16 protein-coding genes and 2 rRNA genes are annotated in these 19,885 nt (G+C 70.4%); 10 read left to right on the forward strand and 8 right to left on the reverse strand.

Going from position 1 to position 19,885, the window contains the following annotated elements; all coding sequences use genetic code 11:
• From IEY82_RS27225 to IEY82_RS39425, 3 genes are all read left to right on the forward strand, one after another.
• Positions 1 to 106 (forward strand): 23S ribosomal RNA (locus IEY82_RS27225); the annotation flags it as partial.
• 76 nt (positions 107 to 182) lie between these two features.
• Positions 183 to 299, forward strand: a 5S ribosomal RNA gene (gene rrf, locus IEY82_RS27230).
• Positions 300 to 410: 111 nt separating this feature from the next.
• The gene (locus IEY82_RS39425) at positions 411 to 524 is read left to right on the forward strand and encodes an Lrp/AsnC ligand binding domain-containing protein (protein WP_225263870.1); all 114 of its coding nucleotides are present in this window, start codon (positions 411 to 413) and stop codon (positions 522 to 524) included.
• A gap of 108 nt (positions 525 to 632) precedes the next feature.
• Here IEY82_RS39425 and IEY82_RS27235 read toward each other — a convergent pair whose 3' ends face one another.
• The 4 genes from IEY82_RS27235 to IEY82_RS27250 all read right to left on the reverse strand — a co-directional run bounded on the left by IEY82_RS27235 (position 633) and on the right by IEY82_RS27250 (position 6,321).
• On the reverse strand, positions 633 to 2,108 hold the full coding sequence (locus IEY82_RS27235) for a phosphodiester glycosidase family protein (protein ID WP_189127083.1): 1,476 nt from the start codon (positions 2,106 to 2,108) through the stop codon (positions 633 to 635).
• A 200-nt stretch (positions 2,109 to 2,308) separates the two neighbouring features.
• The gene (locus IEY82_RS27240) at positions 2,309 to 3,925 is read right to left on the reverse strand and encodes a PucR family transcriptional regulator (RefSeq protein WP_189127084.1); all 1,617 of its coding nucleotides are present in this window, start codon (positions 3,923 to 3,925) and stop codon (positions 2,309 to 2,311) included.
• A gap of 64 nt (positions 3,926 to 3,989) precedes the next feature.
• Positions 3,990 to 5,609 carry an AMP-binding protein gene (locus IEY82_RS27245; protein WP_189127085.1) on the reverse strand — a complete coding sequence of 540 codons (1,620 nt, stop codon included), beginning with the start codon at positions 5,607 to 5,609 and terminating at the stop codon, positions 3,990 to 3,992.
• A 13-nt stretch (positions 5,610 to 5,622) separates the two neighbouring features.
• The gene (locus tag IEY82_RS27250) at positions 5,623 to 6,321 is read right to left on the reverse strand and encodes a TetR/AcrR family transcriptional regulator (protein ID WP_189127086.1); all 699 of its coding nucleotides are present in this window, start codon (positions 6,319 to 6,321) and stop codon (positions 5,623 to 5,625) included.
• 54 nt (positions 6,322 to 6,375) lie between these two features.
• On the opposite strand from IEY82_RS27250, the gene IEY82_RS27255 reads away from it, so the two are divergent.
• Positions 6,376 to 7,821, forward strand: coding sequence for an MFS transporter (locus tag IEY82_RS27255; protein ID WP_189127087.1), 1,446 nt, complete (start codon positions 6,376 to 6,378; stop codon positions 7,819 to 7,821).
• On the opposite strand, the gene IEY82_RS27260 is transcribed toward IEY82_RS27255, so the two are convergent.
• Entirely contained in the window at positions 7,818 to 8,540 is a 723-nt protein-coding gene (locus IEY82_RS27260; RefSeq protein ID WP_189127088.1) for an alternative oxidase, read from the reverse strand. The two genes, IEY82_RS27255 and IEY82_RS27260, sit on opposite strands and share 4 nt — an antisense overlap.
• A gap of 314 nt (positions 8,541 to 8,854) precedes the next feature.
• Here IEY82_RS27260 and IEY82_RS27265 point away from each other — a divergent pair, with 314 nt between their 5' ends.
• The 4 genes from IEY82_RS27265 (at position 8,855) to IEY82_RS27280 (ending at position 14,244) form a co-directional block, all read left to right on the forward strand.
• Positions 8,855 to 10,132 carry an aspartate aminotransferase family protein gene (locus tag IEY82_RS27265; protein ID WP_189127089.1) on the forward strand — a complete coding sequence of 426 codons (1,278 nt, stop codon included), beginning with the start codon at positions 8,855 to 8,857 and terminating at the stop codon, positions 10,130 to 10,132.
• Positions 10,129 to 11,634: a CoA-acylating methylmalonate-semialdehyde dehydrogenase gene (locus tag IEY82_RS27270; protein WP_189127090.1), complete on the forward strand. Its 1,506-nt coding sequence runs from the start codon at positions 10,129 to 10,131 to the stop codon at positions 11,632 to 11,634. The genes IEY82_RS27265 and IEY82_RS27270 overlap by 4 nt, the downstream gene beginning before the upstream one ends.
• Before the next feature lie 92 nt (positions 11,635 to 11,726).
• Positions 11,727 to 12,848 carry an extracellular solute-binding protein gene (locus tag IEY82_RS27275; RefSeq protein WP_189127091.1) on the forward strand — a complete coding sequence of 374 codons (1,122 nt, stop codon included), beginning with the start codon at positions 11,727 to 11,729 and terminating at the stop codon, positions 12,846 to 12,848.
• Between the two features lie 181 nt (positions 12,849 to 13,029).
• Positions 13,030 to 14,244, forward strand: a complete 1,215-nt coding sequence (locus tag IEY82_RS27280; protein ID WP_189127092.1) for a saccharopine dehydrogenase family protein — start codon at positions 13,030 to 13,032, stop codon at positions 14,242 to 14,244.
• Here the strand turns inward: IEY82_RS27280 and IEY82_RS27285 are convergent.
• Together IEY82_RS27285 and gabT are read right to left on the reverse strand one after the other, a co-directional pair.
• Positions 14,241 to 14,474: a hypothetical protein gene (locus tag IEY82_RS27285; RefSeq protein WP_225263868.1), complete on the reverse strand. Its 234-nt coding sequence runs from the start codon at positions 14,472 to 14,474 to the stop codon at positions 14,241 to 14,243. The two genes, IEY82_RS27280 and IEY82_RS27285, sit on opposite strands and share 4 nt — an antisense overlap.
• Positions 14,475 to 14,648: 174 nt before the next feature.
• Entirely contained in the window at positions 14,649 to 15,977 is a 1,329-nt protein-coding gene (gabT, locus tag IEY82_RS27290) for a 4-aminobutyrate--2-oxoglutarate transaminase (RefSeq protein ID WP_189127093.1), read from the reverse strand.
• Between the two features lie 94 nt (positions 15,978 to 16,071).
• Here gabT and IEY82_RS27295 point away from each other — a divergent pair, with 94 nt between their 5' ends.
• The gene (locus tag IEY82_RS27295; protein WP_189127094.1) at positions 16,072 to 17,640 is read left to right on the forward strand and encodes a PucR family transcriptional regulator; all 1,569 of its coding nucleotides are present in this window, start codon (positions 16,072 to 16,074) and stop codon (positions 17,638 to 17,640) included.
• Here the strand turns inward: IEY82_RS27295 and IEY82_RS27300 are convergent.
• On the reverse strand, positions 17,600 to 18,223 hold the full coding sequence (locus IEY82_RS27300; RefSeq protein ID WP_189127095.1) for a TetR/AcrR family transcriptional regulator: 624 nt from the start codon (positions 18,221 to 18,223) through the stop codon (positions 17,600 to 17,602). The two genes, IEY82_RS27295 and IEY82_RS27300, sit on opposite strands and share 41 nt — an antisense overlap.
• 230 nt (positions 18,224 to 18,453) lie before the next feature.
• Here IEY82_RS27300 and IEY82_RS27305 point away from each other — a divergent pair, with 230 nt between their 5' ends.
• Positions 18,454 to 19,881 carry an aldehyde dehydrogenase family protein gene (locus IEY82_RS27305; RefSeq protein ID WP_189127096.1) on the forward strand — a complete coding sequence of 476 codons (1,428 nt, stop codon included), beginning with the start codon at positions 18,454 to 18,456 and terminating at the stop codon, positions 19,879 to 19,881.
• The last annotated feature ends 4 nt before the right edge of the window (positions 19,882 to 19,885 follow it).

Genomic DNA, 19,885 nt, shown 5'->3' on the forward strand with positions numbered 1-19,885 from the left:
CGAGAGTGGGTAAGGCTCCCGGTAGACGACCGGGTTGATAGGCCGGAGGTGGAAGCATGGTAACGTGTGGAGCTGACCGGTACTAATAGGCCGAGGACTTGACCTCAAAGCTTTCTTGCTCGCGTCCACTAGGCAATTCTGAGACTGCAAACAGCGTTTGTTGTTTGTTTGTTTCATAGGGTTACGGCGGTTATGGCGGGAAGGAAACACCCGGTTACATTCCGAACCCGGAAGTTAAGCTTCCCAGCGCCGATGGTACTGCACTCGGGAGGGTGTGGGAGAGTAGGTCACCGCCGGACAATTGTTTGAGAAGGGCTCCACCGTTGGGTGGGGCCCTTCTCGCGTTTATGGGGTTTTCGCGTTCATCGGGGTGTAGTTATGCGCTCCGATGAACGCGACATCGTGGCCAGGTGGCCCAGTGGAGCGACAGGTCGCCGGGACGCCGGAGCTCGGTGGAGGCCCACCTGAGGTTCGGCGATCCCGACTTCCTGCTGCATGTCGTCGTGGCCGATCTGGCGGCCTGACGAGCGGTTCTACGCGGTGGTGTGGTCCGGGCTGCAGGCCCGACTGACCTCGCACCTCGCGATGAACGTGGACACAGGCCCGGCCCAGCGGCCGACGTGCATGCTGGGTTACTTGGGCAGCACGAGCAGCGCGTCTCCGACGCTGCGCTCCCCGCCGTCCGACGGGCGGTTGACGACCTTGCCGCCCACGACCATCGCGGTGGAGCCGCCGCCGTCCAGGTTGATCGCCTGGGTGGCGCCGAGCCAGCGCATGAACCGCGCCGCCTCGACGAAGTTGGCCCCCACCGTCACGCCGGGCTGCCGGCCGTCGATGGTGGCGAGGATGAGGCTGCCGTTGCGGGTGGTGCCCAGCAGGGTGCGCGGGTGGCGGCGGAGGATCATGTTCATCGAGTCGTGGCCGTCGCGCTTGGCGGTGATCTTGGTGCGGCCGTTGCGGACGAGGCCCACGCCGCCGGCGATGACGTGCAGGTCGGGCGTGAGCTTGAGCGCCCTGCGCTTACGCAGGTCGACGACCTTGGTGTCGACCTTGACCGTCCAGCCCGCCCAGGCGTGTTCGTTGAGCCAGTCGGAGGCGGTGCCCGAGCCGTGCAGCACGCGCATCCCGCGAGGCACCGCGGCGCCCGCCGTACGCACGGTGACGACCTTGCCGGCGGGGTCGAGCACCACGTCGGTGCCGCCGTCTGCGGGTGTCTTGGCGCCGAACTCCTCGGTGTAGAGGAGCAGCTCGTCGGCCACGCCGGCCCGGTTGACGCCGTTGACCTGGAGTTTGCCGCCGTCCTGCGAGATCGCGGTGACGGTGGTCGTGAGCTCGGTGATGCGGGCCGTACGGCCGCGGAGCACGACGGCGGAGCGGCCGGGGACGGCCTCGCTGAGCAGCTTGCCGGCGACCACGGAGGCGCCGACCGGCTCGCCCTGCAGGGCCTTGGCCGTGTGGATGTTGAAGAAGCCGCCGTTGACCGCGGCCAGCGCCTTGCCGGGCTTGGCCATCGAGGAGACCGTCTCGCGCTTGGCGACGCTGGTGCCGAGGGAGGCCGCGTAGGAGCCGCGGAACGTCCTGGCGTCGATCATCACGACTCTGGCGTCCCAGGGGCCGGTCGTCTCCAGGCCGTCGTCGCCCAGGTAGTCGACCTTGACCTTCAGGCCGGCCTCCTTGAGCTTCTTGGCCGTCTTCTCGGCCTCCTTCTTGTCCTCGAGCTTCCACAGGCCCACCCGGACCATGTAGACGGTCTGCGCGGGGGCGTCGGCGACCTGCGGGCGGACGACCTTCTGCACGCCGGCGACCTCGCCCGCGGCCTCTACCTCGGCGGCCTTCGCCTCCGCGGTCGCCTGCTGGCCGTAGTCGCGGCCGCTCGGCATCAGGACCGTCACGGTGTAGCCGTCGGTGGACTTGCCGGCCCGCACGTTGTAGAGGTCGACCCCGTACGCCACGCTCGTCACCGAGGTGGTGGCGGCGGAGGGCACGCCCAGCGGGAACTTGGCCGACGGGAACTTCACCGACAGTTGCTCCGCGGCGGCGACGGGCACGGTGGTGACCGTGAGAACGACGGCCACGGACAGGCCTGCGGCGAGGGTGCGTCGAGACATGAATACTCCAGAGGGCGGACAGCAATCCGCACCATCCTGGCGAGATCATGGTCAGGAAGTGAGTGAAACACGCCAAACGGTTGGCGAGGTTACAAGATTGACATCGAGCAGGACTGGCAAGTTTGATCAACCATCGACAATGGGTTCATGACCCGTGCCGGTATGTGGCGGCGACCGTGACCCTGACGGGGTGTGGGGCCTTACCGGGTTTCTCTGCGGAAGGACTCCAGGGCCAGCAGCGCGACGTGCAGCGACATGCACGACTCGACGTCGTCGAGGTCTGTCTCGAGGATGCGTTCGAGGCGGCGGAGCCGGTCGTAGAAGGCAGGTCTCGACAGGTGAGCCTTCTGGGCGGCCACGGCCTTGTTGCGGCCCGCGTCGAGGTAGACGCGCAGGATCCGGGTGAGGTCGCCGCCGCGCTGGGCGTCGTGCGCGAGCAGCGGCCCGAGCTCGCGTTCGGCGAACGTCTGCAGCCGGGCGTCGTCGCGCAGAAGGTGGAGCAGGCCGCGCAGGCGCAGGTCGGGGAGCCGGTAGAAGGGCCGGCCGTCGGGCTGGCGGACGGCGACGTCGGCCACCTGCTCGGCTTCGAGGAAGCTGCGCCGTACGTCCTTGATGGATTCGACCACCGAGCCCGCGGCCAGCACGAACGCGGCGCCGTGCTTCCACAGGGCGCGGAGGCGTTCGGCGAGGGTGGTCAGCGCGGGCTCGGCGTCCGTGCGGGGCGGCAGGGGCAGCAGGACCCCGACGCGGTCCTGGTCGAGCGCGCCGACGAGGGCGGGAAGCCGGGCGTCGCGGCAGGCGGCGGCGGTGGCCTCGGCCAGCTCGCCGAGTTGGGCCTGCCCGTCGAGGGCCTGCTCGATCGGGTCGGTGGGGCGGATCACCACGCTGACCAGCTTGCGGCCGGTGAGCGGCACGCCCACCGCGCGGGCACGGGCGGCGGCCTCGTCGGGGTCGGCGTAGGCATGGGTGAGGATGCCGGTGATGATCGTGCCGTGCGCCTGGCGTTCGAGTGACTCCTGGTGGCGTTCGAGCAGGCGGCCGAGGGCGAGCGTGGTGGCCGCGCGCTCGGCCAGCACGAGGTCGCGTGGTGAGGGAGGCACGTCACAGAGCAGGATCAACCGGCCCCAGTCCTGGCCACGCGCGCCGACCGTGGTGACCAGCCAGCCCGAGGCGGCGTCGTACGCGGTGCGCTCGGCCGGGGCGACCGCCCTCGACCGGGTCTCCCAGCCGGCCAGCAGCGCGCCCGTGTCGCGCCCGGCGGACTCGCAGGCCAGCACCTGGTGGGCGAGGTTCTCCAGCAGGACCGGGCGGTTGGACAGCCGGGCCACCTGGGTGAGCACCTCACCCGGGGAGGCGCCCTCGACCGACAGCTCGGTGAACACCTCGTGCAGCTGCTCCGAGGCTCGCAGCTCCTCCAGCTGGATGTCGATGATCCTGGCGTGGACCGACTCGGTGATCTGCACGAACGGCGTCTCGCGGCCGAGCACGATGAGCGGCAGCCCGTGCTCCTCGGCGCTCCTGACGACGGCTCGGGGCAGCTCGGTGACGAACCTGCGCCCCAGCTCGACGATCAGCCCGGAGGCTCCCACGGAAGAGAGCTCGGCGATGTAGGCGACCAGCTTCTCGGGGTCCTCGGGCAGCGCCACGCCGGTGGTCAGCACCAGCTCGCCGCCCCGGAGCAGGTGGGCGATGTCGACGATCTCGCCCACGTGCACCCACCGCACCTTGCTGTCCAGCCGGTCGGCGCCCGCGACCACACGGGGATTGCCCCGGCGGACGGTCTCCAGGGCGAGGACATCGGCGATGGTGGGGAGCACGGGCAGAGCCTATCCGATCAGCCTGTAAGATCGGTTATGTGCTGGTTTACACATTGAAGTCAAATCACTGGTAGAGATCCTCTTCGCGATACTCCCGCGCCGCCTCCTGCTCGCGTAGCTCCACCCGCCGGATCTTGCCGGAGATCGTCTTGGGCAACTCGCCGAACTCCAGCCGGCGCACCCTCTTGTACGGGGCCAGATGCCGCCGGGAGTACTCGAAGATCGACCGTGCGGTCTCCTCGCCCGGCTCGAATCCGGGCGCCAGCGTCACGAAGGCCTTCGGCACGGCCAGCCGCAACGGGTCGGGGGCGGGCACCACGGCCGCCTCGGCGACGGCCGCGTGCTCCAGCAGCACGCTCTCCAGCTCGAACGGTGAGATGCGGTAGTCGGAGGCCTTGAAGACGTCGTCGGTCCGGCCCACGTAGGTGATGTAGCCGTCGGCGTCACGGGTGGCGACGTCGCCGGTGTGGTAGTGACCCTCTCGCATGGCCTCGTCTGATCCACCGACGTATCCGGTCATGAGGCCCATGGGACGGTCGCGCAGCGGCAGGCAGATCTCCCCGTCGTCGCCGGGCTCGCCGGTGACCGGGTCGAGCAGCACGATGTCGTAGCCGGGCAGCGGCCGGCCCATCGATCCGGGCTTGACCGGCTCGCCCGGGACGTTGCCGATCTGGGCGGTCGTCTCGGTCTGGCCGTAGCCGTCGCGGATCGTGATGCCCCACGCCTTGCCGACCTGGTCGATGATCTCCGGGTTGAGCGGCTCTCCGGCGGCGACGGCCGTACGAAGGGGGAGCCGCCAGGCCGTCAGGTCCTCCTGGATGAGCATCCGCCACACGGTCGGCGGCGCGCAGAACGTCGTGACGTGCTCGTCGCGCAGCACCTCCAGCAGGGCGCGCGCGGAGAAGCGCTGGTAGTCGTGGATCAGCACGGTCGCGCCCGCGTTCCAGGGGGCGAACACGTTGCTCCAGGCGTGCTTGGCCCAGCCGGGGGACGAGACGTTGAGATGCACGTCGCCGGGCCGCAGGCCGATCCAGAACATGGTCGACAGGTGTCCCACCGGGTAGGACGCGTGCGAGTGCTCGACCAGCTTGGGCTGGGAGGTCGTGCCGGAGGTGAAGTAGAGCAGCAGCGGGTCGCCGGCCCGCGTCGGCCCGTCGGGGACGAATCGCTCGGACGCCTGGTAGGCCTCGTGGTAGGGGAGCCAGCCGTAGGCGTCGCCCACGGAGATCTTGGTGTGTTCGCCGGCGCCGAACTTGCCGGCGTCGGAGGCGTTGGCGATGACGTGCGCGACCCCGCCGCGCTTGATGCGCTCGGCGATGTCCTGGGCGGTCAGCAGGGTGGTGGCCGGGATGACGACCGCGCCCAGCTTGATCGCGGCGAGCAGCGTCTCCCACAGCTCGGCCTGGTTGCCCAGCATGAGCAGGATCCGGTCGCCGCGTCGCACGCCCTGCTCGTGCAGCCAGTGGGCCACCTGGTTGGAGCGGGCGGACAGCTCGGCGAACGTGTAGGCGACCTTGCCGGTGATCTTGAGAGCGACCGCGTCGGGGGTCTCGGCGGCCAGCACGCCGTCGAACCAGTCGAGTGCCCAGTTGAACTCCGCCGGCTCCGGCCAGCGGAACTCCCGGCGGGCGGTCTCGTAGTCGGCCTCAAGCAGGAAGTCACGCGCCGCGCGGAAATCGCTCATGAACCGGATCCTGCTACGTGACCAGCCTGGCCTCAAGGCCATCGAGGATGGACACCAGCCCGAAGTCGAACGCCACCTCGCGCATCACCTGGGGATCCTCGGATTGTTCGACGGCGAAGTCGGCCGCGAGGTCGGGGAAGTCTCGCGCGGCTCGCGCCGCGATGTCGTGCATGGCCGGGATGTCGTAGCCCTCGCCCATCGAGGACTTCCAGGCGACCTCCGGGATCGTGAAGCCGTAGACGAATGAGGTGAGCGTGGCGGTGGCGTAGTCGACGTCCGCGCCGCGGAATCCGGCGGTTTTCAGGATCCGGCGCATCCGGTCGGTGAGCGAGAGCGCGCTGGGGCCGAGCGCGGGCAGCCGGCCGATCAGGTCGGCGGACCAGGGATGGCGGAGGATCACCTGCCGCATGCTGTGGGCCATGACGGAGGCGAACTCACGCCAGTGCGCGGTCTCCGACTCGGGCAGGCGCACCTCGCCCCACACCTCGTCGTAGACCAGCTCCAGCAGCTCGTCCTTGTTGGCGACGTACCAGTAGAGGCTGGTCGCGCCCGTGACCAGTTTGGCGCCGAGCTTGCGCATGCTCAGGCCGTGGAGGCCCTCGGCGTCGAGCAGCTCCATCGCGGCGCGCACGATCTCCTCGCGACTGCGGCCAGGACTGGTGGTCTTGCGAGGTTCGCGGAGCCAGACGGAGGGGAACTGCTTGCCGGTCATCTTCCCAGGATAAAACCACTCGCACACTGTACGAGTTTATCGTACGGTGTGCGAGTGAACTCGAACACTGTACGAGACCCCCGGCGGTGGTGGATTCTCGTCGTCCTCTGTCTCTCGTTGCTGGTCCTGGTGGTGGACAACACCGTCCTCATCCTGGCGATCCCGTCGCTGATCACGGACCTGGGCGCGAGTCCCGCCGACATCCAGTGGATCATCGACGCCTACGTGCTGGCCTTCGCCGGACTGCTGATCACCGCGGGCAGCCTGTCCGACAGGTACGGCCGCAGGTTGTTCCTGATCGTCGGCCTGGCCTTCTTCGGCGGCGCGTCGCTGCTGGCCGTGCTGGCCTCCGAGCCGTGGCAGGTGATCGGCGCGCGGGCGCTGATGGGCGTCGGCGGGGCGATCATGATGCCCTCGACGCTGTCGATCCTGATGACCGTCTTCGACGACTCCGAACGGCGCAAGGCCATGGCCGCCTGGAGCGCGGTCGCCGTGGTCGGCATGATCTCCGGCCCGACGCTGGGCGGCTTCCTGCTGGAGCACTACTGGTGGGGCTCGGTCTTCCTGCTGAACATCCCCATCGCGGCGGTCGCGATCGTGGCGGCCGTGGTGCTGATGCCGGAGACCCGCAGCGCCGGACGGCGGATCGACCCCGTCGGGGTGGTGCTCTCCATCGTCGGCCTGACCTCGGCCGTCTACGTCATCATCGAGCGGGAGTGGAACGTGGCCGGCATCGCGCTGGCCGTCGTGGCCCTCACCGCGTTCGTGATCTGGGAGCGCCGCTCGCCGCACCCGATGCTGCCGCTGCACCTGTTCGCCGACCGTAACTTCAGCGGGGCGTCGTTCTCGATCCTGCTGATGTCGTTCGGGGCGGGCGCCGTGATGCTGATGCTGACCCAGTACCTGCAGTTCGTGCTGGGCTACGGCGAGATGCGGGCGGGGCTGGCGCTGCTGCCCTACGCCGTGGCCGCGGCCGTCTGCAACGGGGTCGGCGCCGCGCTCGGCCAGAAGGTGAGCAACCGGGTGCTGGTCGGGGTGGGCCTGCTGGTCATGGCGGGCGGCTTCGTGGTCATGGCGACCACCACCGGCTACGCGCCGCTGGCCACCGGCCTGGTGATCATGGGGATGGGGGCCGGGGTCGCCGGTCCCTCGGCCTACGCCTCGCTGATGGGCGCGATCCCGATCGAGCACGCGGGTGTCGGCTCGGCCCTCAACGACACCGTGCAGCAGGTCGGCATGGCCCTGAGCATCGCGGTCCTCGGCAGCGTCCTGGCCGGGGTCTTCACCTCGCGGATGCCGGCGGGCGCGCCCGGCGCGGCCCGGGAGTCGATCGGCGCCGCGCACGCCGTCGGCCTGCAGGGCCCCGCGAACGAGGCCTTCACCGTCGCCATGCACGTCGGCTCCTGGGTGGGTGCCGTGTTCTGTGTGGCCGCCGCGCTGCTCGCGGTGAGCGTGCTGCGCCCGGCCGCGCCCGTCGCCCGGGAGCCGGTGGAGGTCTAGCCGTCCTGCGGTCGGGCAGCCTGGTGGAGGCGCGGCTCACGCATGTTCCGCAGGCTGTCCAGCTTGTGCGTCCGCTCGTCGTGGCCCACCTGTCTGAGCAGGTCGGCCACCGAGCGGTGGTGGCCGTACTCGGCGGCGTAGGTGCCCGGGTCGGGGACGCGGTCCAGGCCGGGGTTCTCGGCCACGAACGTCATGTACTCGTGCTCGGCGTGGTCCTCGAACTCCGCGTTGAGCCGGTAGCTCCAGTCCGGCCGGACCAGGAACAACATCCACGAGACGTGGTAGTAGAAGAACGAGATCAGCCAGGGCGCCGCCTTGTGCAGCAGCCAGGTCTGCCGGTGGCCGTGACGCTGCACGAGGTCCTGCATGATCAGCAGGTGCCACTGCTCGTTGTCCTGGTCGGCGCGGGCCTCCACGATGCGCTCGAAGACCCTGCGGGCCAGCGCCGAGCGGCCCGCGTGACGCTGGACGGCCCAGTAGCCCATCCGCTCCCACGCCTGGTAGGGGACGCGGGCGATGGTCTCCAGCATGGCGAACTTGGTGTAGGAGCCCTGCTTGCCGTATAGGAGGTCCACGGGCTTGAACATCATCCTGGCCAGCAGGCCGTACCTCATGCGGGGGGTGTCCAGGGTCTGCTGCTGGGCCAGGAGCAGTTGGTCGCGGTCGAGCTTCGGCGGGCCGGCGGGGGCCTCGGGCCGGTGGGTGACGGTGACGGTCATGGCCGTTTCTCCTCGGATCGGTCTCTTCGGTGATGACCTGATCGTGCTCGACCGGACCCCCTCCGGTCGTCGGCCCGTGGTGGGCTTCCGAGGTGCCTCTCGCGGGGTAGCGGCCCCCGGAGGCGTACGCCGGCAGACGGACGGGAGATCCCCTAGGGGATGCGGCGCGCCACTGCGCACTGCGGAGGATTATCACCTAATGTCTAGACATGAGGTCATTAGGGAGCGATATGGTACAAGCTGTAAGGTGAATTGTCCGTATTGCGACATATTGATGGTTAGGAGCACCGGCTGACAGCCGGGATACTCAAGACATGTCGGACCTCCTCGCGCGCCACCGGGCAGTCATCCCCAACTGGGTGGCCCTCAACTACAACGAGCCCATCGAGATCGTCAGCGGCAAGGGCAACCGTGTCGTCGACGCCGACGGCAAGAGCTATCTGGACTTCTTCGCCGGCATCCTGACCAACATGATCGGGTACGACGTGCCCGAGGTGCGCGAGGCGGTCGAGCGGCAGATCGCCACCGGCGTCGTGCACACCAGCACGGTCTACCTCCTGCGCGGTCAGGTCGAGCTGGCCGAGAAGATCGCCAGGCTGTCCGGCATCCCCGACGCCAAGGTCTTCTTCACCAACTCCGGCACCGAGGCGAACGAGACCGCGCTCCTGCTCGCCACCTACGCCCGTAAGAGCGACCAGGTGCTGGCCATGCGGCAGAGCTACCACGGCCGCAGCTTCGGCGCGATCAGCGTCACCTCCAACCGGTCCTGGAAGAACAACTCGCTCTCCCCGCTGAACGTGCACTTCCTGCACGGCGCCGACCGGCAGCTGGCCCAGTTCAGGGGACTGTCGGACGCCGACTACATCAAGGTGTGCGTCGACGATCTGCGCCACCTGCTGGCCACCGCCGTGTCGAACGACGTGGCGGCGCTGATCGCCGAGCCGATCCAGGGGGTGGGCGGGTTCACGATGGCCCCCGACGGGCTGTTCGCCGCCTACAAGGAGGTCCTCGACGAGCAGGGCATCCTGTTCGTCTCCGACGAGGTGCAGACCGGCTGGGGCCGCACGGGCAGCGCGTTCTTCGGCATCCAGAACCATGGCGTGACGCCCGACATGATGACGTTCGCCAAGGGCCTCGGCAACGGGTTCGCCGTCGGCGGCGTCGTGGCGCGCGGCGACCTGATGGACGCCCTGCCCGCCGCCGGCCTGGCCACGTTCGGCGGCAACCCGGTCTCCATGGCCGCCGCCAACGCGACCCTCGACTACGTGCTCGACCACGACCTGCAGGCCAACGCCGCCAGGACCGGCAAGATCATCATCGACGGCCTGCGCGAGGCGGCCCAGCGGCTCCCGATCGTCCAGGACGTCCGCGGCAAGGGCCTGATGTTCGCCGTCGAGCTGGAGAGCCCCGCCCAGGCGGCGCGCTTCATGGAGGAGACCAAGAAGGCCGGCCTGCTCGCCGGCAAGGGCGGTCTGTACGGCACGGCCATCCGGATGGCCCCGCCGCTCACCCTCACGGTGGACGAGGCCGCCGAGGGCCTCGGCATCATCGTCAACGCACTCGAAGTCATCAACGCAGAGGCAGCGCAGTGAAGTCAGTCAAGCACTGGATCAACGGGACCCTCGTCGACGGCGACGGCCGCGCCGGTGAGATCTTCGACCCGGCGAGCGGTGAGGTCAGCGGGCACGTCGCGCTGGCCTCGGTGGCCGACGTGGACGCGGCCGTGGCCGCCGCCGCGGCGGCCTTCCCCGCCTGGCGCGACGCGTCGCTGGTCAAGCGGGCGCAGGTGCTGTTCCGCTTCCGGGAGCTCATGTACGCCCACCGCGACGAGCTGGCCGCGCTGATCTCCTCCGAGCACGGCAAGGTGCACTCCGACGCGCTCGGCGAGGTGGCCCGCGGCCTGGAGGTCGTGGAGTTCGCCTGCGGTATCCCGCACCTGCTCAAGGGCGGTTTCTCCGAGGGCGTCTCGACCCGGGTCGACTCCTACTCGATCCGCCAGCCGCTCGGTGTCGTGGCCGGCATCACGCCGTTCAACTTCCCGGCCATGGTGCCGATGTGGATGTACCCGATCGCGATCGCCTGCGGCAACACGTTCATCCTCAAGCCGTCGGAGAAGGACCCGTCGGCGTCGCTGCTCATGGCGCGGCTCTGGCAGGAGGCGGGGCTGCCCGACGGCGTGTTCAACGTCGTGCAGGGTGACAAGGTGGCCGTCGACCGGCTGCTGGAGCACCCCGGCGTGAGCGGCGTCTCCTTCGTCGGCTCCACCCCCATCGCGAGGTACGTCTACGAGACCGGCACCGCCCACGGCAAGCGGGTGCAGGCGCTCGGCGGCGCCAAGAACCACATGCTCGTGCTGCCCGACGCCGACCTCGACCTGGTCGCAGACTCGGCCGTGTCGGCGGGCTTCGGCTCGGCCGGTGAGCGCTGCATGGCCATCTCGGTCGTGCTGGCCGTCGGCCCGATCGGCGACGAGCTGGTCGAGAAGATCGTCGAGCGGGTCGGCAAGCTGGTGATCGGCCCCGGCGACGATCCGAAGTCGGAAATGGGGCCGCTCGTCACCGGCCCCCACCGCGACAAGGTGGCCTCCTATCTCGACCTCGGCGTCGAGGAGGGCGCCAAGCTGGTCCTCGACGGCCGCGAGAGCGCCGTGCTGGGCGGCGGCACGGCGGCCGACCGGCCCGGCTTCTGGCTCGGCCCGAGCGTGCTCGACCACGTGCCGCCGCGCTCGCGGGTGCACACGGAGGAGATCTTCGGCCCCGTCCTGTCGATCGTCCGCGTCGGCTCGTACGAGGAGGGGGTGGAGCTCATCAACGGCGGCGAGTACGGCAACGGCACGGCGATCTTCACCAACGACGGCGGCGCCGCGCGGCGCTTCCAGAACGAGGTGGAGGTCGGCATGGTCGGGATCAACGTGCCGATCCCGGTGCCGATGGCGTTCTACAGCTTCGGCGGCTGGAAGGCGTCGCTCTTCGGTGACACGCACCTGCACGGCACCGAGGGCGTCCACTTCTACACCCGGGGCAAGGTCGTCACGTCCCGCTGGCTCGACCCGTCGCACGGCGGCGTGAACCTCGGATTCCCCACCAACAAGTAGCCCGTGTGGCGGAGGGCGCGTGGTCCGGCCGCGCGTCCCTCCGCCGTGGCGCCCCCCGGTAAGCTCCTGGGCATCGGGCAAGGGGGACATCGTTGGATCGCCGAATTCCGGTCGTGGCGCTCGCCGTGACGACTCTGATCGCGGGCATGGGCGCGGCCGGTCCGTCGCCCACGCCCACGTCGCCGCCTTCGGCCACGCCTTCCCCTTCGGCCTCGGCTTCGGCCGTTCCGGCGCAGAGCGACGGCACGCTGCAGATCCTCACCTACCGCGGCTACGCCGACTACTCCAGCACCACCACGGAGTTCGAGCGGGTCACCGGCTGCCGCATCGCGCGCTTCGACACCGTGCAGACCGCCGACGAGATGGCCGCCAGGGTCACCGAGCGCCCCTATGACGTGATCTCGGCGGGCCCCGTCCTGGCGGCGTCGTTGATCGAGGGCAAGCAGGTGCAGCCGATCGACCCGGCCAGAGTGTCCGGCTACGGCGACCTCACCAAGCGGTTCCGCGAGATGACCAGCCAGTCGGGCAAGGTCTACGGGGTGCCCTATCTGTGGGGCCACCACGAGTTCCTCTACGACTCGGCCAAGGTCAAGAAGGGCGGCGACCTGCGGCGGGTGTTCACCTCCGACGACGTGGCGCTCCAGGACAGCCCGCTGACCATCGCCGACGCCGCGCTCGCCGTCGGCGGGGTCGACGACCCCTACGAGCTGACCACCGAGGAGCTCGACCGGGTCATGCGGCTGCTGCGCGAGCGCCCTGGGCGCACCTACTGGAAGAACCCCCTCGACCTGCTCAAGGGCTTCGCCACCGGGTCCCTCGACTACGCGCAGGCCACGCCCTACTATCGCCTGCTGCTGCAGAAGGCCGGCAAGCCGGTCAAGGCGGTCGACGCCCGTAAGACCACCGGCTGGGTCGACTCCTGGATGCTCGGCGCCGGGCTGCCCAACACCGACTGCGCCTACCGCTGGCTCAGCTACACCGCCTCGCCCGCGGTCCAGCGCAACGCGGCGGCCTGGGTCGGGCTGGCTCCGGCCAACCCCAAGGCGTGCACCTCGAAGGCCAAGCGCATCTGCGACGTCTACGGGGCTGACAAGCCCGGCCGGCTCGACCGCATCGTCTTCGCCGTCCGTCCTCCGGGGGGTTGCTCCGCCGGTGAGGGGGAATGCACTGATTACGCCGCCTGGACCGCTCGGTGGCGCTCACTCGTCGGCTGAGCGCGGGACAGCCGGCTCGCCTGCAGCACCATGCCGCGGGCGCACCCGTCCCCCCGCGGGGTGCGACCTGCTGAGACGCCCCGGGCCTTCCCCCGCCCCGGGGCGTCTCGCTGTTCACGGTCCGGGAAGTGTCCGGCCCGGAAATTCGACTGAATGACCAGTCAGTGAGTAGGCTGGGGGCATGAGAATCCTCCTGGTCGGGGCCGGCGGAGTCGGTTCCGCCGTTGTCCCCATTGCCGCACGCCGAGATTTCTACGAACACATCGTGGTGGCCGACTCCCAACAGGACCGGGCGGCCCAGGCCGTCGCCGCCGTCGACGACCCGCGCTTCAGCGCCATCCGGCTCGACGCCTCCGACCGGACGCAGGTCGAGGCCGCGCTCCGCGAGCACCGGTGCGACGTGCTGTTCAACGCCGTCGATCCGAGATTCACCATGCCGCTGTTCGAGGCCGCGCTGGCGGCCGGGGCCCACTACCTCGACATGGCGATGTCGCTGTCCCGGCCACACCCGCGCGACCCGTACGAGAAGACGGGGGTGAAGCTCGGCGACGAGCAGTTCGCGCGCGACGGCGAGTGGCGGGACGCGGGACGCCTCGCGCTGGTCGGGATGGGGGTCGAGCCGGGGCTGGCCGACGTGTTCGCCCGCTACGCCGCCGACCACCTGTTCGCCGACATCGACGAGATCGGCATCAGGGACGGCTCCAACCTGGTCGTCGAGGGGTACGACTTCGCGCCGACGTTCTCCATCTGGACCACCATCGAGGAGTGCCTCAACCCGCCGGTCGTCTGGGAGGACGGGGAGTGGCGCACCACCGAGCCGTTCAGTGAGCCGGAGGTGTTCGACTTCCCGGCCGGCATCGGGCCCGTGGAGTGCGTGAACGTCGAGCACGAGGAGGTGCTGCTGGTCCCCAGGTGGATCCAGGCGCGCCGGGTGACCTTCAAGTACGGGATCGGCGAGGAGTTCATCGGCGTCCTGAAGACCCTGCGCAAGCTGGGCCTGGACAGCACCGACAAGATCCGGGTGGGCGGCGCGGAGGTGGCGCCGCGCGACCTGGTGGCCGCGAGCCTGCCCGACCCGGCGACGCTCGGCGACAGGATGTCGGGCAAGACGTGCGCGGGCACCTGGGTCAAGGGCACCGGCAAGGACGGCTCGCCGCGCGAGGTCTACCTCTATCACGTGGTGGACAACGCCTGGTCGATGGCGGAGTACGGTTCGCAGGCCGTGGTGTGGCAGACCGCCGTCCATCCCGTCGTGGCGCTGGAGCTGGTCGCGAACGGTGTCTGGAAGGGGGAGGGCGTGCTCGGCCCGGAGGCGTTCGACGCGGTGCCGTTCCTGAACCTGCTGGACGCGTACGGCTCGCCGTGGGCGATGCGTGAGGCGCGTGAGGCCGCCTAACGAGCGGGGAAGGCCACCACGGTCGCGAGTGGCGCGGGCGTCAGGGCCTCGGCGCAGTCGCCGCAGGCCAGCACGGCCGAGTGGTCGGGCAGGCGGCCCACGCGGACGCGCGGCCGGGGCCACCTCTTGTGGCAGACGACGCAGGCCTCGCCCTCGCGCTGCGCCTGGCTGAGATCATCAGGGTCGAACGTCACCATGTCCTGTGCCGTTCGTGTGGGGCTCCAGTTCATCACGCTCCCTGTGGTGATCGCTCACCCGTTTACCGGATCCGTTATAACCCGGACCGTCCCCCTGATCGTCTAGCTGCACGTCAAGCCAGGGTGAATTCTCTACCCGGTCAGCACGCCTTACACCACAAAATCGGGCATCCAGCAACAAGCTGGATGCCCGATTCGTATGGTTTTCTACAGGGCGGCGAGGGCCTTCTCCAGGATGCCGAGGCCCTCTTCGAGGAGGTTCTCGGGGATCACCAGCGGCGGCAGGAAGCGCAGCACGTTGCCGTACGTGCCCGCGGTGAGCACGAGCAGCCCCTCCGCGTGGCAGCGCCTGGCGACCTCGGCCACGGCGGCCGCGTCGGGCTCCGTGGTGCCGGGCTTGACCAGCTCGATCGCGATCATCGCGCCGCGTCCGCGCACGTCGCCGATCACGTCGAAGCGCTCGCGCATCGACTCGAGCCGGGGCAGCATGATCTCGCCGATCCGGCGGGCCCTGGCGACCAGGTCGTCCTCGGCGATGGTCTCCAGCACGCCCAGCGCGGCCTCGCAGGCCAGCGGGTTGCCGCCGTAGGTGCCGCCGAGACCGCCCACGTGCACCTTGTCCATGAGCTCGGCGCGGCCCGTCACCGCGGCCAGCGGCAGGCCGCCCGCGATGCCCTTGGCGGTGCAGATGATGTCGGGCACCACGCCCTCGTCCTCACAGGCGAACAGGTCTCCGGTGCGGGCGAACCCGGTCTGCACCTCGTCGGCGACGAACACGATGCCGTTCTCGCGGCAGAACTCGGCGATGCGCGGCAGGAACCCCTTGGCCGGCTCGATGAAGCCGCCCTCGCCCGCGATCGGCTCGATCACCACGGCGGCCACGTTCTCGGCGCCGATCTGCTTGGTGATCATGCTGATGGCCTCGGCCGCGGCCTCCTCGGCGCAGTTCTCGGGCCCGGTCGGCCAGCGGAACGGGTAGGCCAGCGGCACCCGGTAGACCTCGGGGGCGAACGGGCCGAAGCGATGCTTGTACGGCATGTTCTTGGCCGTCAGCGTCATCGTCAGCAGCGTGCGGCCGTGGTAGCCGTGGTCGAACACCACCACCGCCTGGCGCCCGGTGGCGTGCCTGGCGACCTTGACCGCGTTCTCCACGGCCTCGGCGCCGCTGTTGACGAGGAAGGTGCGCTTGTCATGGTCGCCGGGGGTCAGGTCGTTGAGCTTCTCGCAGACCCGCACGTACGACTCGTAGGGGGTGACCATGAAACACGTGTGGGTGAACTCGGCGACCTGGCGCTGGACCCGCTCCACGACCTTGGGCGCCGCGTTGCCGACGTTGGTGACGGCGATCCCGGAGCCGAAGTCGATCAGCGAGTTGCCGTCGGCGTCCTGGACGACGCCGCCTCCGGCGCGCGTCACGAAGACCGGCAGGGTGGTGCCGATGCCCGTGGGGACGGCCGCCTGCTTGCGGGCCAGCAGCTCCTGCGACTTCGGGCCGGGAATCGCGGTGACGAGACGACGCTCCTGGGGAATGCTCATGGGTCCGACGGTACGACCCGTCGTGAACTGCGCCGATATGTCGATATGGCACACTGGTGGTGCTGCCCTTCGCCAGAATGGACAACTTTCGCGTATGGCGCCTTCACTGCGGGTCGTGGTGCGCCGGATGGGGCTGCGGCCCCTTGCCGGGACACTCGACTCGACCGTCCGCTGGGTGGCGGTGAGCGAGCTCGCGGACCCCACTCCCTTCCTCGAAGGGGACGAGCTGCTGCTGACCACGGGGATGCGGTTGGAGCATGACTTTTCCGGATATGTCGCCCGCCTGGTGGAGCGGGGCGTGGCCGGGCTGGGCTTCGGCGTCGGGCTGTCCCACGAGCACGTCCCCGCCGCGCTGGTGGCGGCCGCGTCCCAGGCGGGGCTGCCGCTGCTGGAGGTCCCGCGTGAGACGCCGTTCATCGCCATCGGCAAGGTGGTCAGCGAGCTGCTCGCCGCCGAGCAGTACGACGAGATCGCGCGGGCCTTCGCGGCGCAGGGCCGGCTGACCCGGGCGGCGCTGCGGCCCGAGGGCATGCACGCGGTCGTCGACCGGCTGGCCAAGGAGGTCGGCGGCTGGGCGGCGCTGCTCGACGAGGCGGGTGAGGCGCGTCACGTCACCCCCGGAGCCCGCGTCGCGGCGGTCACCGCCGAGCTGAGCCGCCTGCGTGGCGGCCACACCGCCGGCGAGTCCGGTCCCGGCGAGCGGGCGGGGGCGCGCCGCATCAGCCGGGCTCCGGCTGATGCGGGCCGGGGTGGCCAGGTGTCCGCGGTGAGGCCGCCGGCCAGTCTGGCGATCTCCGGGCCCGAGGGGCACATCGTCGTGCAGCCGCTCGGCGGCGGGGCGCGGCCGCGGGGGTTCTTCGCCGTCGGGGCGGCGCACGCCTTCTCGCCGGTCAGCCATACGGTGATCAACGCCGCCGGCTCGCTCCTCACGCTGGCGCTGGAGCAGGGCGGCGCCCAGCGCGAAGGCGAACGCCGGGTCCGTTCCGCCGTGCTGGAGCTGCTGCTCGGCGGCGACATCGAGCGGGCCCGCGAGGTGCTGGGCCCGCTCGGCGCGCGGCCGCCCGACGAGCCGCTGGTCGTGCTGGCGGCCGGCGGTGAGGCGCTCGACGCGCTGGAGCCGGTCGCGTTCGCCGCCCGCCTAGGCGAGGAGGGCCTGGCCGTCGCGCTGGTGGGCGAGGAGACGGCCGAGAAGGTGGCCGCGCAGACCGGCGGGTCGGTGGGGATGAGCGCGCCGTGTGCCTACACCGACCTGCGGGCCGGGCTCGACCAGGCGCGACGCGCGCTGAGGGCCGCTCGCGGCGGAGTCGTGCGGTTCGCCGAGCTGGCCGGGCAGGGAGTGCTGAAGCTGCTCGACCCCGCCGCGGCGCAGGCGTTCGCCGCGGCGCTGCTCGCCCCGCTCGTGCGTTACGGCTCGCGCGCCGACCTGGTCGAGTCGCTCCGGGCCTACCTCGACAGCAACGGCCACTGGGACGCCGCGGCTCAGCGGCTCGGCATCCACCGCCACACCCTGCGCTATCGGATGAGGCGGGTGGCCGAGCTGCTGGGGCGTGATCTCGACGATCCCGGTGTGCGGGCGGAGTTGTGGATCGCGCTGGCGGCGACCGCTTCTTCCGCTACTTCCGCTACTTCTGCACCAGAAAGCAGCAGATCGTCGCCGTCGTGACCGCCTCGTAGGTGCGGCCGTCGGGCAGGTGGCCGCCGCGTTCCAGGCTGATCGCCCCCTGTGCCGCGGCCCACAGCGCGTCGGCGATCTTGCGGGGCTGGGTGGCGATGAGGTAGCCGGCCGAGATGCAGTCGGCGATGGCCCGGTCGAGGAGGTTGAGCGCCGCGCGGGCGAGGGTCCGGGCGCGCTCGCTCGGCTCGAAACCGGGGATCGCCCGCTCGAACATCAGGCTGTAGTAGCCGGGCTCGGCCAGGCAGGCGTGGCGGTAGGCGGGGCCGAGCGCGGTGAGGTATTCGAGAGGGTCGCCGCGGTGCGGCACCGCCTCCAGGAAGCGCCGGAACCGCTCGAACCCCTCCAGGTAGAGTGCCTCGGCGAGACCCTCGCGGTTGCCGAACATCGTGTAGATGACGGTCGTGGTGCAGCCGGCCTCGGTGGCGATCCGGCGCATGGTCAGGCTTTCGGGGCCGTCGGTGACCAGGAGATTCACCGCGACGTCGAGCAACCGGGAACGCAGCTCGTCATGGCCGGCCCGTTCGCCCAACAGGTAGGCGCCTTGAAGCCCTAGCGGCGCCGAGGAGGTCATGGGCCCACGCCTTTCTGCTCGTGGGCCCACCGCGCTGGGGAACCCGCACCCGAGACTTAGCCATGGCGGAGATTTTTCAAACCGCCTCGCATGGTAAACATCCCTAATTACGTCTACTTCTGTTACATAGCGGGTATACCAGAGGGCTTGTACTTATCGGTGAGCGCTGTGGGGGCACTTGTGCAACGTGGTGTAAGTCCCCGCTCCGCGTTGTCGCATAACGTCGTCGCATGGACGTGCGCACCTTCTGGCTAGCAGGACACCCCGCCACCGGGGACACCGAGCTCACCGTGACCAACCCCCACGACGGACGCGAGGTCGGCCGCTACTCCGTGCCCACCGAGGCCCAGGTCGAGGAGGCCGTCGCGGCCGCCCACCAGGTCACCCGGCAGGCCGCCGCGCTGCCCGTGCACGTGCGCGCCGAGGCGCTCGCCCACGTGGCGCGGCGGCTGGCGGAGCGGGCCGACGAGATCGCCCGGCTGATCTCCGCCGAGAACGGCAAGCCGATCTTCTGGGCGCGGGGCGAGGTCGGCCGGGCCGTCGCCACCTTCCGCTTCGCCGCCGAGGAGACCCGTCGCTGGTCGGGCGACGTGCAGCGGCTCGACACCGAGCCCGCCGCGGCCGGCCGCCTGGCCTATGTCTCGCGCGTGCCTCACGGGCCGGTGCTGGCGATCACGCCGTTCAACTTCCCGCTCAACCTGGTGGCCCACAAGGTCGCCCCCGCCATCGCCGTCGGCGCTCCCGTCGTCGTCAAGCCCGCCCCGGCCACGCCGCTCTCCGCGCTCGTCCTCGGCGAGATCCTGGCCGAGACCGACCTGCCCGCCGGGATGTTCTCGGTGCTGCCGGTCGAGAACGAGCGCGCCGCCGGACTGGTCCAGGACCCCCGGCTGCCCATCGTCTCCTTCACCGGCTCCGCGCCCGTCGGCTACGCCATCAGCGACCAGGTGCCGCGCAAGCACGTGACCCTGGAGCTCGGCGGCAACGCCGCGGCGGTCGTCCTGGCCGACGCCGACCTCGACTGGGCCGCGGCCCGCGTCGCGCTGTTCTCCAACTACCAGGCCGGCCAGAGCTGCATCGCCGTCCAGCGGGTGATCGTCGAGCAGTCGGTCTACGACGCGTTCGTCGAGCGGCTGCTGCCCGCCGTCGACGCGCTCGTCACCGGTGACCCGGCCGACGAGAAGACCCAGGTCGGCCCGCTGGTGTCGGTCGCCGCCGCCGAGCGGGTGGAGCAGTGGATCAAGGAGGCCGTCGCCGGGGGCGGCCGCCTGCTCGCCGGAGGCACCCGCGAGGGCGCCACGGTCGCTCCCACCGTCCTCAGCGATGTGCCCGCCGACGCCGCGCTCTCCTGCGAGGAGGTCTTCGGCCCCGTCATGGTCCTCCAGCGGGCGGCGTCGATCGACGAGGCGTATGCCATGGTCAACGACTCGAAGTACGGGCTGCAGGCCGGGGTGTTCACCCGCTCGCTGGACGCCGCCTTCCGGGCCAACCGGGAGCTGGAGGTGGGCGGCGTGATCATCGGCGACGTGCCCTCCTACCGGGCCGACCAGATGCCGTACGGCGGGGTCAAGGACTCGGGCGTGGGGCGCGAGGGCGTGCAGTCGGCCATGCGCGACTACACGTACGAGAAGGTCATGGTGTTGACGGGGCTGATGCTCTGATCGG

The sequence above is a fragment of the Nonomuraea cavernae genome (assembly GCF_014646355.1).
GTDB lineage: Bacteria > Actinomycetota > Actinomycetes > Streptosporangiales > Streptosporangiaceae > Nonomuraea > Nonomuraea cavernae.

What these genes read in the sequence shown, in the direction of transcription:
- IEY82_RS27250 (WP_189127086.1), bottom strand. Translation starts at nt 6,321, where the DNA reads ATGACCGGCAAGCAGTTCCCCTCCGTCTGGCTCCGCGAACCTCGCAAG.
- IEY82_RS27245 (WP_189127085.1), bottom strand. Translation starts at nt 5,609, where the DNA reads ATGAGCGATTTCCGCGCGGCGCGTGACTTCCTGCTTGAGGCCGACTAC.
- IEY82_RS27260 (WP_189127088.1), bottom strand. Translation starts at nt 8,540, where the DNA reads ATGACCGTCACCGTCACCCACCGGCCCGAGGCCCCCGCCGGCCCGCCG.
- IEY82_RS27280 (WP_189127092.1), top strand. Translation starts at nt 13,030, where the DNA reads ATGAGAATCCTCCTGGTCGGGGCCGGCGGAGTCGGTTCCGCCGTTGTC.
- IEY82_RS27265 (WP_189127089.1), top strand. Translation starts at nt 8,855, where the DNA reads ATGTCGGACCTCCTCGCGCGCCACCGGGCAGTCATCCCCAACTGGGTG.
- IEY82_RS27295 (WP_189127094.1), top strand. Translation starts at nt 16,072, where the DNA reads ATGGCGCCTTCACTGCGGGTCGTGGTGCGCCGGATGGGGCTGCGGCCC.
- IEY82_RS27300 (WP_189127095.1), bottom strand. Translation starts at nt 18,223, where the DNA reads ATGACCTCCTCGGCGCCGCTAGGGCTTCAAGGCGCCTACCTGTTGGGC.
- IEY82_RS27285 (WP_225263868.1), bottom strand. Translation starts at nt 14,474, where the DNA reads ATGAACTGGAGCCCCACACGAACGGCACAGGACATGGTGACGTTCGAC.
- IEY82_RS27235 (WP_189127083.1), bottom strand. Translation starts at nt 2,108, where the DNA reads ATGTCTCGACGCACCCTCGCCGCAGGCCTGTCCGTGGCCGTCGTTCTC.
- IEY82_RS27305 (WP_189127096.1), top strand. Translation starts at nt 18,454, where the DNA reads ATGGACGTGCGCACCTTCTGGCTAGCAGGACACCCCGCCACCGGGGAC.
- gabT (WP_189127093.1), bottom strand. Translation starts at nt 15,977, where the DNA reads ATGAGCATTCCCCAGGAGCGTCGTCTCGTCACCGCGATTCCCGGCCCG.